Below are 13,988 nucleotides of genomic sequence, written 5' to 3'. Positions count from 1 at the left end.
GTTCTTCGGGAGCCGCAAGCCGCTGGCCGCCGACTTCGTGTTCCGCGGCGAGACGATCACAGCCATCGACGTCCACTCGACCTCGCGCCTTGGCAGCGATCCCGGCCTGTTCGGCGAGCGTCAGCCGCCCTTCGCCGAGGGTGAGGACCAGCGCATCGCCCAGAGCACGGCGATCCGCGACTGGGTGGCGGACCTCGTGGACGCCAATCCGGACCGCCACGTGGCCGTCATGGGCGACTTCAACGGCTTCCAGTTCGAGGAATCGCTGACCCTGCTGGAACAGGGCGGGCTGTTCACCAACCTGTCCTGGAAGCTCGAGGCGGGCGACCGTTACAGCTACATCTTCGAGGGCAACTCTCAGCAGATCGACCACATGCTGGTGACGTCCGAGCTGTACGAGAACGGCGAGTTCGACCTCGTCCATCTCAACACCGGCAAGGGCGGGACGCAGCCCAGCGACCACGACCCGGTGCTGGGGCGCTTCCTGATCAACACCGGCCCGACCGCGGTCGCCGACGCCGCCTCGGTGGATGAGGATGCCCGGGTTGTGCTCGACGTGCTGGCCAACGACACCGACCCGAACAGCGGCGAGACCAAGACCCTGGTCTCGGTTTCGACGAGCGCGAAGGGGGCCACCGTCACCATCGAGGACGGCAAGGTGGTCTATGTCGCCGACGCCGACGCCTTCGATCTGCTGGGGCCGGGTGAGACCGCGACCGACACCTTCACCTACGTCATGAAGGACGCCGTGGGCGCGACCAGCACGGCCACCGTCACCGTGACCGTCGGCGGCGTCGCCAACGGCCCAGCCCAGGCCGGCGGCAACGGCGCGGACAAGCTGACCGGCACGGCCGCCGACGAGGCGATGACCGGCGACAACGGCTCGGACACGGTGGCGGGCCTGGCCGGCGCCGACACCCTGGCGGGCGGCAACGGCGCGGACGAGCTGCTGGGCGGCGCGGGCATCGACCGGCTGTCGGGCGACAACGGCGCCGATACGCTGAACGGCGGGGCGGGCGACGACGTGCTGACCGGCGGCCTCGGCGGCGACCGCTTCGTGTTCGAGGGCGCCTTCGGACGCGATGTGGTGACCGACTTCGGGAACGACGACCGCATCCAGCTGGACGACGCGCAGTTCGCCGATCTGGCGGCGGTGCTGGCGAAGTCCGCCCAGGCGGGGGACGACGTCGTCATCACCCTCGACGCCGGCAACGTGATCACGCTGCAGGACGTTCAGCTGTCCAGCCTGAAGGCCAGCGACTTCCTCTTCGCCTAATCGACGGTTTCCCGCGGCGGCGCCTTGCGCCGCTGCGGGCGCCGCGCGATATCGGAGGGGACGGCGCGGTCGCGGCCAGCGCCAACCGACTCTGAAGGAAGCTTCCTCTCCATGCGTGATCCCGTCACCACCGCCCTGGGCCTCGTGCCGATGGTCGTCGAGCAGACGAGCCGGGGCGAGCGCGCCTACGACATCTTCTCCCGCCTGCTGAAGGACCGGATCGTGTTCCTGGCGGGTCCGGTCGAGGACGGCATGGCCAGCCTGATCTGCGCCCAGCTTCTCCATCTCGAGGCCGAGAACCCGAAGAAGGAGATCCAGATGTACATCAACTCGCCGGGCGGGGTGGTGACGTCGGGCCTCGCGATCTACGACACCATGCAATACATCCGCTCGCCGGTGATCACGCTGTGCCTGGGCATGGCGGCCTCGATGGGCTCGTTCCTGCTGATGGCGGGCGAGAAGGGCAGCCGGATCGCGCTGCCGAACTCACGGATCATGGTCCACCAGCCCTCGGGCGGCTACTCGGGCAAGGCCACCGACATCCAGCGCCATGCCGAGGACATCATCAAGACCAAGCGGCGCCTGAACGAGATCTACGCGAAGCACACCGGCCAGCCCGTCGAGGTGGTCGAGGAGACGCTGGACCGCGACTACTTCATGACCGCGCAAGAGGCCAAGGACTGGGGCCTCGTGGACCACGTCTGGGAAAAGCGCGACAACGAAGGCTAAGCCCTTCGTCATGGCGAATTCGGGCCCGGGCGACTCGCGTCGCCCGGGCCTTTTTCGTGCGTGGAACTACAGTCTCCCTCACATTAAGTTCAGAGAGCTCCTCATTCTCTCAGCCCAACTGATGGTCTATCTGTGCCTGTGATGAGGGATATCGTTGAAATCATTGAGCAGTATGGTCGCTTCTCGACGATACTGGTCGCGCAAAACACTCCGGCCATCACCGCGGATCTTGTCAAGATACTGGTCGAAGCGGGGATCAATGTTATCGGACCTGTCGATAGAGCTGCGCATGCGCTGGCGATGGCGGCGCAGACGCCGGTCGACCTGGCTCTGGTGACGCCAAAGCTCGCGGGATGCCGTGACGGCGAGGAACTGGCGCGCGTCCTGGCCGACACCTGGGGCGTGCGGTCCGTCATCGTATCGGCCAGCTAGGCGCCCGCATGGGTCGCCTGATCGTCGTTTCTAACCGTGTGGGTCAGCCGCAACAGACTGCCGGCGCCTCCGTGGGGGGGCTGGCCATGGCGCTGGGCGCCGCACTCCGCGAGTACAATGGGGTCTGGTTCGGCTGGAGCGGCCGGACCGTCGAGACCTTCACGGGCCAGCTTTCTGTCCAGCGCGGGCAGGGCGCCACGGTGGCCACCGTCGATCTCGAGGAGCAGGATCGGCAGGAGTACTACAACGGCTACGCCAATCGGACGCTGTGGCCGCTGTTTCACTACCGCATCGACCTTTCGGCTTATGAGCGATCGTTCAACGAGGGCTACGCGCGGGTCAACGCCCGCTTCGCGCAGACGCTGCTGCCGCTGCTGCAGCCCGACGACTTCGTCTGGGTGCACGACTACCACCTGATCCCGCTCGCCCGGGAACTGCGGCGTCGCGGCGTGACCAACCGGATCGGCTTCTTCCTGCACATTCCCTGGCCGGCGCGACGGCTGTTCGCGACGCTGCCGTTCCACCGCGAACTCGTCGAGGCGATGTTCGACTACGACCTGGTTGGCTTCCAGAGCGAGGATTCCCTCAGCGCCTTCCACGACTACGTCGCGCATGATGAGGCCGGAAAGGTCCAAACGGGCGGGCGGGCCGTCGCCTTCGGCCGGACGGTGCGTACGGGCGCATTTCCCATCGGCCTCGACGTGGACGCGTTCACAGAGGCGGCGCAGGGCGAGGCGGCCGCCGCGTGGCGTGATCGCATGCGGGTGAGCCTGGCCGGGCGACGGATGATCATCGGCGTGGACCGGCTGGACTATTCCAAGGGGCTGGAGGAGCGCTTCCTGGCCTACGAGGAGTACCTCGCCAACACGCCCGAGGCGCTGGAGCAGGTTTTCCTCCTGCAGATCGCCACGCCTAGCCGGGACGAGGTGCCGGCCTACCAAGAAATCCGCGCCCGTCTGGACGGCGTGACCGGGCGGATCAACGGCGCGTTCGCGACGCCCGATTGGGTGCCGATCCGTTATGTGAACCGCAGCTACCGCAGGGATGAACTCGCCGGAATCTACGGCGCGGCCTCGCTCGGGCTCGTGACGCCGCTACGCGACGGAATGAACCTGGTGGCGAAGGAATATGTGGCGGCGCAGCGGCCGGATGACCCAGGGGTGCTCATCCTTTCCCAATTCGCCGGCGCGGCCGAGCAGATGCGAGAGGCCCTGATCGTCAATCCGTTCAGTCGCGAGGACGTGTCGGACGCCATCAAGGCCGGGCTCGCGATGCCCAGGCCGGAGCGCGTGCGGCGTTGGGAGGCCCTGATGGACGGGGTGCGCAAGCACGACATCGAAGCCTGGCGGGACGCCTTCGTGGCGGCGCTGCGGGAGCAGCCGGCGCCGCAACTCGTCTAGAGCGCCGCCGGGCCGGCGTGCTTCACGGCTTGCCCGTGAACACGCGGAATCCGGCCTCGTCGGCGATGGCCAGCATCTCGGTGTCGCCCGAGGTGTCGCCGTAGGCGGCGGCGAGCCGCAGGTCCGGGCCGAACACCTCGTGCAGGCGGACCACCTTCTCAGCTCCCCGGCAGTTCGGGCCGGAAAACGCCCCAAGCACCCGGTTGTCGGCGTCGTAGGACAGCTGGGTGCCCAGTACGAGATCCGCGCCGAGGCCGCGGCCGAACGGCGCCACGACGACGTCGGGCGAGGCGGTGACGATCACCAGGCGTGCGCCGCGATCCCGCCAGCGCTTCCACGTGGCCACCGCGTCCGGCCGGAACAGCCGCCGGGCGAAGAGGCTGGCGAAGCGCTGGGCGTCGGCCTCCAGCCGGTCGTGCGGGACGCCCCGGAGATACACCTTCACGGCCGCCGCCTTGATCCGGCCACGGTCGCGGTGGACGAGATAGGCGAGGGCGGCGGGGATCAGCTGCAGGCAGCCCAGCCACCAGCGGACCGGGCCCGCCCGCCACTTGAGGAACGTGGTGAAGCTGTCCTTGGTCGTAATGGTGCCGTCAAAATCGAAGGCTACGATCGGCGCGTCGGCCGCAGGCGCGTGGTCTTGTGCCATCTCGGGCCGAGTCCCATTTAGAAGCACGAGGCGTCCATCCACAGGTCGTCGCGCCGCGTTTTGTCGCTCCGGCGAGCGAGCCCTTGTGATCCGAGGCCGGATCGGGGAATGTCAAGACTTGGACAACCCGCGGCGCGTATTCTGCATTGATACGGCGGACATGCCCCCCGCCAACGCCACGGGGTGCGAGGCAGGCCAGGCGATCGGCCAGCGTCGTCGAGAGAGTGAGACGAGACCATGACCAAGGCCGCGAGCGGAGATTCAAAGAGCACCCTCTACTGCTCTTTCTGCGGCAAGAGCCAGCACGAAGTCCGCAAGCTTATCGCGGGCCCGACCGTGTTCATCTGCGATGAATGCGTCGAACTGTGCATGGATATCATCCGGGAAGAGCACAAGATCTCCTTCGTGAAGTCGAAGGACGGGGTGCCGACGCCCAAGGAGATCCGCGAAGTCCTCGACGACTACGTGATCGGCCAGGACCACGCCAAGAAGGTCCTCTCGGTCGCCGTCCACAACCACTACAAGCGCCTGAACCACGCGACGAAGAACAACGACGTCGAGCTGGGCAAGGCCAACATCCTGCTGATCGGGCCCACCGGCACGGGTAAGACCCTGCTGGCCCAGACGCTGGCTCGAATCATCGACGTGCCGTTCACCGTGGCCGACGCCACGACGCTGACCGAAGCCGGCTACGTCGGCGAGGATGTCGAGAACATCATCCTGAAGCTGCTGCAGGCGGCCGACTACAACGTCGAGCGGGCCCAGCGCGGCATCGTCTACATCGACGAAGTCGACAAGATCAGCCGCAAGTCGGACAACCCTTCGATCACCCGCGACGTGTCGGGCGAGGGCGTCCAGCAGGCGCTGCTGAAGATCATGGAAGGCACCGTCGCCTCCGTGCCGCCCCAGGGCGGGCGCAAGCATCCGCAGCAGGAGTTCCTGCAGGTCGACACGACCAACATCCTGTTCATCTGCGGCGGCGCCTTCGCCGGGCTCGAGAAGATCATCTCGGCGCGGGGCCAAGGCACCTCGATCGGCTTCGGCGCGAAGGTGGCGGACCCGGACGAGCGCCGCACGGGCGAGATTTTCCGTCAGGTGGAGCCCGACGACCTGCTGCGCTTCGGCCTCATTCCGGAGTTCGTGGGCCGCCTCCCGGTCATCGCCACTCTGGACGACCTGGATGAGAAGGCCCTGGTGAAGATCCTCACCGAGCCGAAGAACGCCTTCGTGAAGCAGTACGTCCGCCTCTTCGAGATGGAGAACGTGGGCCTGACCTTCACCGATGACGCCCTGATGGCGGTGGCCCGCAAGGCCATCGTGCGCAAAACGGGCGCGCGCGGCCTGCGCTCGATCCTGGAAGGCGTGCTGCTGGACACGATGTACGAGCTGCCGACCTACGACGGCGTCGAGGAAGTGGTGGTCAACGCCGAGGTCATCGAAGGCCGCGCCCAGCCGCTGATCATCTACGCCGAGCGCCGCGACAAGGGCGGCGCGGCCTAACATCGGCGACTGCCGGAACAGAGAGGCCCCGCAGGCGACTGCGGGGCCTTTTCGTTCGCGGCCATCCGGCGTCGGTCAGCCAACCGGCTCAGGCGCGCCCGTGCGTCGGGCGGCAGGCAGTCGCGAGACCATCGGGGCCGGTGGTTCGACCTTGAACACGCAGGCCATCAGATACAGGCGGCGCCGCGTCTCGAACGCCCTGTACTTGGCTTACCCTGGCGCGCTGAGCTCGGCCTTGCGCCCGACCTCTCGGCGCCCCCACTTTCGAGACGACTGGAGGCGGCATGGGCAAGGCGGCGGTGATCATCGGGGCGGGCGACGCGCTGGGCGGGGCGATCGCCCGCAGGTTCGCCCGCGAGGGGCTCGAGGCCGTGATCGTGCGCCGCCACGCCGACCAGCTGGAGCCGCTCGCGGAGCAGATCCGCTCCGAAGGCGGGATCGCGCACCCTTTCGGGGTCGACGCGCGGCGGGAGGACCAGGTCGTCGGCCTCTTCGAGCGGACGGAGGCCGAGATCGGCCCGGTCGAGGTCTGTGTGTTCAACATCGGAGCGAACGTGCGCTTCCCGATCCGGGAGACCACGGCGCGCGTGTTCTTCAAGGTCTGGGAAATGGCCCGCTTCTCAGGCTTCCTCGTCGGGCGCGAGGCTGCGAAGCACATGACGCCGCGTGGGCAGGGCACGATCCTGTTCACCGGCGCCACGGCCAGCATCCGGGGGCGCGAGGGCTTCGCCGCCTTCGCCGCGGCCAAGCACGGGCTGCGAGCGCTGGCCCAGAGCATGGCCCGCGAGCTCGGACCACAGGGGATTCACGTCGCCCATACGATCATCGACGGAGCGATCGATACCGCCTGGATCCGCGAGAACTTCCCGGAGCGCTATGCGCTGAAAGAGCAGGACGGCATCCTCAATCCCGAACACATCGCCGAGGCGTACTGGGCCCTGCACGCCCAGCCGAGGGACGCCTGGACCCACGAGCTTGACCTGAGGCCCTGGTCGGAGGCGTGGTGACCCCTTGAGCCGCGCCCGGCGAGGGGCCATCTAGAAGCTGTGAACGAGGCAAATCCTTGCGCCAACGGCGCCGTTTCAGCCCATCAACCTAAACTGTGGACGGCGATGAGGCTGAACGTCGCGCACAGTCGTTGCGGCGCTTGAACGCTGGACCAAACCGTCCACATAAATCACCCGAACAGCCCGCCGAGGCCCGGCGGACGGGTCGTCCGACTCAGGCGCATCGTCTGAAGTGACCACGATCCGGCAGGCCAGGTGCGATCCAAACGCGCCGGCCAGGAGTTGAAGCATCATGTCCGAGATTAAGATCCTCCCCATCCTGCCGCTGCGGGACATCGTGGTCTTCCCGCACCAGCCGGTTCCCCTGTTCGTCGGCCGCGAGAAGTCCGTGCGTGCGCTGGAGGAAGCGATGCGCGGGGAGGGCAAGCAGATCCTGCTGGCCACCCAGAAGGACAAGGACGACGACGATCCGGCGCCCGACGCGATCTATGACGTCGGCGTCGTCGCCACGATCCTGCAGCTGCTCAAGCTGCCCGACGGGACGGTGAAGGTGCTGGTTGAAGGCCGCGCGCGGGCCGGCATCACCCGGTTCACCGGCCAGGCCGACTACTACGAGGCGGAAATCGCCTACGTGCAGGAAGACGGCGCGAACTCGCCCGAGGCCGAGGCCCTGAGCCGCGCGGTGATCGAGCAGTTCGAGAACTACGTCAAACTCAACAAGAAGGTCCCGCCGGAAGCCCTGGCGGCCATTCCGCAGATCGACAATCCGTCCGAGCTGGCGGACCGCATTGCCGGCCACCTGTCGGTGAAGATCGCCGAGAAGCAGCAGCTGCTCGAGGTCTTCAACGTCGTGAAGCGGCTGGAGAAGGTCTACGCCCTAATGGAGGGCGAAATCTCGGTCATGCAGACCGAGAAGAAGATCCGCAACCGCGTGAAGCGTCAGATGGAGAAGACGCAGCGCGAGTACTATCTGAACGAGCAGATGAAGGCGATCCAGCGCGAGCTGGGCGAGCAGGACGACCATCGCGACGAACTGCTCGAGCTGGAAAAGCGGATCAAGAAGACCAAGCTTTCCAAGGAAGCCCGCCAGAAGGCCGAGGCGGAGCTGAAGAAGCTGCGCAACATGAGCCCGATGTCGGCCGAGAGCACGGTCGTCCGGAACTACCTGGACTGGCTGCTGTCGATCCCGTGGGGCAAGGCCAAGCAGAAGCCGATCGACCTGGCGAAGGCGGAAGAGATCCTCAACGAGGACCACTACGGCCTGGAGAAGGTCAAGGAACGGATCCTGGAGTACCTGGCGGTGCAGAGCCGCGTGGGCACCCTGAAGGGCCCGATCCTGTGCCTCGTGGGCCCGCCGGGCGTCGGCAAGACCTCGCTGGGCAAGTCGATCGCCAAGGCCACGACGCGCGAGTTCGTGCGGGTGTCGCTGGGCGGCGTGCGCGACGAGGCCGAGATCCGCGGCCACCGCCGCACGTACATCGGCTCCATGCCCGGCAAGATCATCCAGTCGATGAAGAAGGCGAAGTCCACCAACGCGTTCTTCCTGCTGGACGAGATCGACAAGATGGGCTCGGACTGGCGCGGCGACCCGTCGTCGGCGCTGCTCGAGGTGCTGGACCCGGCGCAGAACTCCACCTTCGCCGACCACTACCTGGAGGTGGACTACGACCTGTCGCCGGTGATGTTCGTCACCACGGCCAACTCGCTGAACATGCCCCAGCCGTTGCTGGACCGCATGGAGATCATCCGCATCCCCGGCTACACCGAGGATGAGAAGGTCGAGATCGCCAAGCGCCACATCCTGCCGAAGCTCACCAAGGACCACGGCCTGAAGCCGGAAGAGTTCGTGGTGCCCGAGGAGACGATCCGCGACACGATCCGCTACTACACGCGGGAAGCCGGCGTCCGGAACCTCGAGCGGGAGCTGGGCAACCTGGCGCGCAAGACGGTTCGGGACCTGATCCGCGAGAAGACGGTGTCGATCACGGTCGACGCCGAGCGGCTCGAGAAGTACGCGGGCGTCAAGAAGTACCGCTACGGCGAGACGGACAAGGACGACCAGGTCGGCATCATCACCGGCCTGGCCTACACCGAGTTCGGCGGCGACATCCTGACGATCGAAGCCGTCAAGATGCCGGGCAAGGGCCGCATGACGGTCACCGGCAACCTCAAGGACGTGATGAAGGAGTCCATCTCGGCGGCGAACTCGTACGTCCGCAGCCGGGCCACGAAGTTTGGTATCGAACCGCCGGTCTTCGAGCGGACGGACGTCCACATCCACGTGCCGGACGGCGCCACGCCCAAGGACGGCCCTTCGGCCGGCGCGGCGATGGCCACGGCCATCGTGTCGGTGCTGACGGGCATCCCGATCCGGGCCGACCTGGCCATGACCGGCGAGGTCACCCTGCGGGGCCGTGTCACCGCCATCGGCGGCCTGAAGGAGAAGCTGCTGTCGGCGCTCCGCTCGGGCGTGAAGACGGTGCTGATCCCGGAAGAGAACGAGAAGGACCTGGCCGACATCCCGGACAACGTGAAGTCGGGCCTGGAGATCATCCCGGTCTCGACCATGGACCAGGTGCTGGCCAAGGCCCTCGTGCGGCAGCCGACGCCGATCGAGTGGGACGACACGGCTCCGGTCGAGGTCGCCGCAGAGGAGCCGGACGCCGAGGTCGAGCCCCTGGTGATCACGCACTAGGCCTCCATCGGCGATCACAATCTGTGACAGGCGGGCGGCGCGGGAGAAATCCCGCGCCGCTTCGTTTGACGGCCAAGCTTCGGCGGGCCTTAAATGCCGGCCGGGGCGGCGTAGCGCGGTTGGGGCGCCTGCGGTCTGCCGACACAAACAAGAAGACGGTGGGAGACAACGCATGACCAAGGCCGAACTGGTCTCGGCGATCGCCGACAAGGCGGGCTTGAACAAGGCGCAGGCCAAGGAGGCTCTGGAGGCGTTCATCGCGTCGGTGTCGACGTCGCTGAAGGCCGGCCGCGAGGTGCGCCTGGTGGGCTTCGGCAGCTTCGTGCCCGTCAAGCGGGCGGCGGGCGTGGCGCGCAATCCGCGCACCGGCGAGAAGGTGCGGCGGCCGGCGAGCCAGACCTGCCGCTTCCGCGTGGGCGAGGGGCTGAAGAGCGCGCTGAACAGCTGAGTTGAGAAGCTCGGCGTGAGAGGGGCGGCCGCCTGTCGCGGCGGCCCTTTTTCATTTGCGGCCGGGAAGCCAATCGCGCTACCAGCCGCGCCATCCACGGGGAGTAGCCGTCCGCGCGACAGCGGAGCCCGCGTCAACAGACTTGTCCTTCGGGACATGGCGCGAGCGGCGGATCTGAAGATCCGGATTGGCGAGACCGGCGATGCAGCTTCCGGCGCGGGCGTGGCGGGGGCCAAGGCATCGTCGTGTCACAGCCGCGCCCCTGAAGAGAGTTCGTCCCTTGGAAGCGTTGCTCATCTCCACCGGCGTGGTCGCCATCGCCGAGATTGGCGACAAGACCCAGCTGCTCGCCCTCGTGCTCGCCGCCAGGTTCCGCAAGCCGGTCCCGATCATCCTGGGCATCCTGGCGGCCACCCTCCTGAACCACGCCGCGGCGGCGGCGCTGGGCGTGCTGGTCGCGCGGTTCCTGGCCGGTCCCGTCTTTCAGATCCTCGTCGGCGCCGGCTTCGTGGCCATGGCGCTCTGGGCGCTGATCCCCGACAAGGAGGACGAGGACGCCCTGTCCAAGACCCACGGCGGGATCTTCCTGACGACGCTCATCGCCTTTTTCCTCGTCGAGATCGGCGACAAGACCCAGATCGCCACGACCCTGTTGGCCGCCCGCTTCCAAGACATCACGCTGGTCACCGTCGGCACCACGCTGGGGATGATGGCGGCCAACGTCCCGGCCGTCCTGGTGGGCGAAGCCGCCACCAAGGTCGTGCCCCTGAAGTACGTCCGGATCGCCGCCGCCGCCCTGTTTGGACTCATAGGCGTCTGGGTGTTGCTGGCGGTCTTCCTCACGTCGCGGTAGGGCTTGTCCCAAAAGGGGAGGAGTTCATGACCGCGACGACGGTCGCCCGCGACGGCGACAAGGCCTTCCTCGGCCACCCCAAGGCGCTCGGCTTCCTGGCCTTCTCCGAAGCTTGGGAGCGCTTTTCCTACTACGGCATGCAGTCCCTGCTGGTCCTCTACATGGTCAAGCAGCTGCTCTTGTCGCCCCACGTCGAGCAGATCGCCGGCTTCGAGAGCTTCCGGGCCGTGATCGGGGCCATCTACCGCCTGCCGCCGGACGCTTCGACCCAGGCCGTCGCCTCGACCATCTTCGGGCTCTACACCAGCCTCGTGTACCTGACGCCCATCGCTGGCGGCTTCATCGCCGACCGGCTGCTGGGGCGGACCCGGACCATCATCCTCGGCGCGCTCTTGATGTCGGCGGGCCACTTCCTGATGGCCTTCGACGCCTCGTTCCTGCTGGCGCTGCTGTGCCTGGTGCTGGGCACCGGCTGCTTCAAGGGCAATATCGCGGGCCAGGTGGGCGGTCTCTACGCCGAGGGCGACCTGCGCCGGGCCGACGCCTTCCAGATCTTCTACCTGGGCATCAACGCCGGCGTGATCGCCGCCCCGCTGATCGCCGGAACGCTCGGCGAGGGCGTCGGCTGGCACTGGGGCTTCGGCGCCGCCGGCGTCGGCATGCTGATCGCGCTCGCCATCTACCTGGCCGGACGTCGGCACCTGCCGCCCGACCCGCCGCTGCGCAAGACCGAGAAGGCCGAGCGGCCGAAGCTGCACGCCTCGGAATGGCGGACGATCTTCGTCCTGATCGCGCTGATCCCCGTGTTGGCCGCCTCGGTGCTGGTGAACCAGCAGATCTTCAACGCCTACCTGGTCTGGGCCGACCGCAGCGTCGACATGACGTTCTTCGGCCAGAAGCTGCCGACGACCTGGCTGATCACCCTGGACAGCGTGGTCTCGGTCACCTTCCTGGCGCTGATGGTCGTTTTCTGGCGGGTGTGGGCCAAGCGGTTCAAGGAGCCCGACGAGATCGGCAAGCTGACCATCGGCACGTTCATCTCCGTGCTGGGCGCGCTGTGCCTGGCGGCCGGCGCGGCGGTGGCCGCGGCAACGGCGACGCAGGTGAGCCTGTGGTGGCTCATCGCCTTCGAAATCTTCAACAGCGCGGCGTTCGCCAACATGCTGCCTGTGTCGCTGGCTCTCTATGCGCGGGCCTCGCCGCCGGCGGTGGTGGGCACGATGATCGGGGTCTACTACCTGCACCTCGTCGTCGGGAACCAGACCGTGGGCGTGCTGGGCGCGCTGCTGGAGAAGATGCCGGCGACGAACTTCTGGCTGATGCACGCGGGGATCGCGGCGGCGGCGGGCGTGGTGTTCCTGATCGTCGGCCGGTTCTTCGCCAAGCTGCTCAGCCACGAAGAGACGGTTGGACGGAAGCCCGCCGCGCACTAAAGCGGAGGAGCCAAGGGCGGCTAGCTCAGTTGGTTAGAGCATCTCGTTTACACCGAGAGGGTCGGGGGTTCGAATCCCTCGCCGCCCACCATCCTGCTTCGCGGATCGTGTTTCGCAGGACTAAAGCCAAGCGCGAAGCAGGATTCCCTTCGGAGCGTCGGCGAGGAAGTGTTGCGGAATGCGTTACCGCCCGCTGGGCCGCACGGGCCTGACCGTTTCCGAACTGGGGTTCGGCTGCGCCAGCTGGTGGGGTAAGCCCCGCTTCCCCGAGGCCCAGGCGGTGGGCCTGGTGCACGCCGCCCTCGACCTGGGGTTCACCTTCTTCGACACGGGGGCAAGCTATTCGGCCGGCGAGGCCGAGCCGCGCCTGGGTCGGGCGCTGAAGGGCCGCGACACCTCGCGCCTCGTGATCGCCAGCAAGGCCGGCACCTATCACGCCGGGGGCGGACGGATCGCCCGCGACTTCTCGCCCGCCGCGGTCACCGCCAGCGCCGAGCGCAGCCTGCGCAACCTGGGTCTCGACACGCTCGGGCTCCTGCAGCTGCACGGGCCGGCCGTCCACGAACTGACCGACGAGCTGCGCGGCGCGCTCGCCGACCTCAAGGCTCGCGGCCTGGTGCGGTCGGTGGGCGTCAACAGCTTCGACCCGGCCGTGATCGAGCACGTGATCGGCCTGCCGGACTTCGACGCCGTGATGGTGGATTACAACGTGCTGCGCCCTGAGCGGGAACCTGTGATCGCTCGCGCCGCCGCGGCGGGGAAGGGCGTGCTGGCGGGCATGGCGCTGGCGATGGGGCACACCCGACCGCTGCTGGCGCGGCTGAAGGGCCCGCAGGACGTCTGGTACGCCGCGCGCGCCTTCGCGCGTCACCGGGACGAGCTGCGCCGGGGGGCGCGGTTCCGGTTCCTGCACGACCAGCGGGGCGTGACCGGCTCCCAGGCGGCGCTGGCGTATGTGCTGGCCAATCCGGGGGTGAGCTGCGCGGTCTTCGGCGCGACCCGGCTGGCGCACCTGACCGAAAACGCAGCGGCCTCGGGCGTGGAGCTCGACCGCGAGTTCGCGGCGCGGATCCGGGCGGCCCAGGCGGCGGCCTGACGTGGGGTGAGGGCTTCCGCCGCCCGCCCGCGGGAGTCATGCTCGCCCAAACAGAACAACGATAATGTTGGGTAGGAACATGTCCGAAGCGCGCGTCGACCTCGACGAGATCCTGAAGGACGCTCACCTGCCGGCCCTCATGGCCGCCCTGGTGCACGTCACGGGCGAAGACCACTGGCTGCGCCCACAATGGGCTCCGACCTACAATCCCTTCGCGCGCGGCGACATCGGCGTCCCGGAAGGTGAGCAGGCGAAGATGCGCGCCGCGGCCAAGGCGGCGATCCAGGCGCACCTGGACGAGCGGCCCGAGCTCACCGACCCGTCACCGGCGCTGCTGCGGCGAATGATCGATTTCGTGGCCGGCGCGCCGATCCCCGAGGGCTACGCCGACTTCCTGACGGACGAGCTCGCGCTCGGCGGCAGGTCGACGAAGGATCCCCAGTTCGAGCAGCCGCGCCTGAAGGCAGCCG

13 protein-coding genes, 1 tRNA gene and 1 riboswitch are annotated in these 13,988 nt (G+C 67.8%); of the genes, 13 read left to right on the top strand and 1 reads right to left on the bottom strand.

Features of this window, described 5'->3' with window-relative positions; translation table 11 throughout:
* From RIF93_RS12910 to otsA, 4 genes are all read left to right on the top strand, one after another.
* A partial coding sequence (locus tag RIF93_RS12910) for an Ig-like domain-containing protein (protein ID WP_309091862.1) occupies window positions 1-1,276 on the top strand: 1,276 nt, incomplete at its 5' end.
* A 111-nt stretch (window positions 1,277-1,387) separates the two neighbouring features.
* Window positions 1,388-2,005 (top strand): ATP-dependent Clp protease proteolytic subunit, encoded by a 618-nt coding sequence (locus tag RIF93_RS12905; protein WP_257838208.1) that lies wholly within the window; start codon window positions 1,388-1,390, stop codon window positions 2,003-2,005.
* 141 nt (window positions 2,006-2,146) lie between these two features.
* Window positions 2,147-2,437, top strand: coding sequence for a hypothetical protein (locus RIF93_RS12900; protein ID WP_309091861.1), 291 nt, complete (start codon window positions 2,147-2,149; stop codon window positions 2,435-2,437).
* An 8-nt stretch (window positions 2,438-2,445) separates the two neighbouring features.
* Window positions 2,446-3,837 carry an alpha,alpha-trehalose-phosphate synthase (UDP-forming) gene (gene otsA, locus RIF93_RS12895; protein WP_309091860.1) on the top strand — a complete coding sequence of 464 codons (1,392 nt, stop codon included), beginning with the start codon at window positions 2,446-2,448 and terminating at the stop codon, window positions 3,835-3,837.
* A 22-nt stretch (window positions 3,838-3,859) separates the two neighbouring features.
* Here the strand turns inward: otsA and RIF93_RS12890 are convergent, their stop codons facing one another.
* Window positions 3,860-4,486, bottom strand: coding sequence for an HAD-IB family hydrolase (locus tag RIF93_RS12890; protein WP_309091859.1), 627 nt, complete (start codon window positions 4,484-4,486; stop codon window positions 3,860-3,862).
* Between the two features lie 237 nt (window positions 4,487-4,723).
* Between RIF93_RS12890 and clpX the strand changes: the two genes are divergently transcribed.
* The 9 genes from clpX to RIF93_RS12845 form a co-directional block, all read left to right on the top strand.
* Window positions 4,724-5,986 carry an ATP-dependent Clp protease ATP-binding subunit ClpX gene (clpX, locus tag RIF93_RS12885; RefSeq protein WP_309091858.1) on the top strand — a complete coding sequence of 421 codons (1,263 nt, stop codon included), beginning with the start codon at window positions 4,724-4,726 and terminating at the stop codon, window positions 5,984-5,986.
* A 284-nt stretch (window positions 5,987-6,270) separates the two neighbouring features.
* The gene (locus RIF93_RS12880) at window positions 6,271-6,993 is read left to right on the top strand and encodes an SDR family oxidoreductase (RefSeq protein WP_309091857.1); all 723 of its coding nucleotides are present in this window, start codon (window positions 6,271-6,273) and stop codon (window positions 6,991-6,993) included.
* 292 nt (window positions 6,994-7,285) lie between these two features.
* Complete coding sequence (gene lon, locus RIF93_RS12875; protein WP_309091856.1) at window positions 7,286-9,688, top strand: endopeptidase La; 2,403 nt, start codon at window positions 7,286-7,288, stop codon at window positions 9,686-9,688.
* A gap of 172 nt (window positions 9,689-9,860) precedes the next feature.
* Window positions 9,861-10,136 (top strand): HU family DNA-binding protein, encoded by a 276-nt coding sequence (locus RIF93_RS12870; protein WP_309091855.1) that lies wholly within the window; start codon window positions 9,861-9,863, stop codon window positions 10,134-10,136.
* A gap of 86 nt (window positions 10,137-10,222) precedes the next feature.
* Window positions 10,223-10,324, top strand: a riboswitch (yybP-ykoY riboswitch).
* 92 nt (window positions 10,325-10,416) lie between these two features.
* Complete coding sequence (locus tag RIF93_RS12865) at window positions 10,417-10,989, top strand: TMEM165/GDT1 family protein (RefSeq protein WP_309091854.1); 573 nt, start codon at window positions 10,417-10,419, stop codon at window positions 10,987-10,989.
* Window positions 10,990-11,015: 26 nt separating this feature from the next.
* Window positions 11,016-12,422 carry a peptide MFS transporter gene (locus RIF93_RS12860; RefSeq protein ID WP_309091853.1) on the top strand — a complete coding sequence of 469 codons (1,407 nt, stop codon included), beginning with the start codon at window positions 11,016-11,018 and terminating at the stop codon, window positions 12,420-12,422.
* Between the two features lie 14 nt (window positions 12,423-12,436).
* Window positions 12,437-12,513 (top strand) — tRNA-Val (locus tag RIF93_RS12855).
* Between the two features lie 87 nt (window positions 12,514-12,600).
* The gene (locus tag RIF93_RS12850) at window positions 12,601-13,518 is read left to right on the top strand and encodes an aldo/keto reductase (RefSeq protein ID WP_309091852.1); all 918 of its coding nucleotides are present in this window, start codon (window positions 12,601-12,603) and stop codon (window positions 13,516-13,518) included.
* 79 nt (window positions 13,519-13,597) lie between these two features.
* Window positions 13,598-13,988: hypothetical protein (locus RIF93_RS12845; protein WP_309091851.1), on the top strand; the 391-nt coding region annotated here is incomplete at its 3' end.

Origin of the sequence: Phenylobacterium sp., from assembly GCF_031181185.1 — a bacterium.
Lineage (GTDB): Bacteria > Pseudomonadota > Alphaproteobacteria > Caulobacterales > Caulobacteraceae > Phenylobacterium.
This window is presented reverse-complemented; position numbering and strand designations above follow the sequence as displayed.

Coding starts and splice junctions, on each gene's coding strand:
- RIF93_RS12905 (WP_257838208.1), top strand. CDS start 1,388: ATGCGTGATCCCGTCACCACCGCCCTGGGCCTCGTGCCGATGGTCGTC.
- RIF93_RS12880 (WP_309091857.1), top strand. CDS start 6,271: ATGGGCAAGGCGGCGGTGATCATCGGGGCGGGCGACGCGCTGGGCGGG.
- RIF93_RS12860 (WP_309091853.1), top strand. CDS start 11,016: ATGACCGCGACGACGGTCGCCCGCGACGGCGACAAGGCCTTCCTCGGC.
- otsA (WP_309091860.1), top strand. CDS start 2,446: ATGGGTCGCCTGATCGTCGTTTCTAACCGTGTGGGTCAGCCGCAACAG.
- RIF93_RS12850 (WP_309091852.1), top strand. CDS start 12,601: ATGCGTTACCGCCCGCTGGGCCGCACGGGCCTGACCGTTTCCGAACTG.
- clpX (WP_309091858.1), top strand. CDS start 4,724: ATGACCAAGGCCGCGAGCGGAGATTCAAAGAGCACCCTCTACTGCTCT.
- RIF93_RS12890 (WP_309091859.1), bottom strand. CDS start 4,486: ATGGCACAAGACCACGCGCCTGCGGCCGACGCGCCGATCGTAGCCTTC.
- lon (WP_309091856.1), top strand. CDS start 7,286: ATGTCCGAGATTAAGATCCTCCCCATCCTGCCGCTGCGGGACATCGTG.
- RIF93_RS12900 (WP_309091861.1), top strand. CDS start 2,147: ATGAGGGATATCGTTGAAATCATTGAGCAGTATGGTCGCTTCTCGACG.
- RIF93_RS12870 (WP_309091855.1), top strand. CDS start 9,861: ATGACCAAGGCCGAACTGGTCTCGGCGATCGCCGACAAGGCGGGCTTG.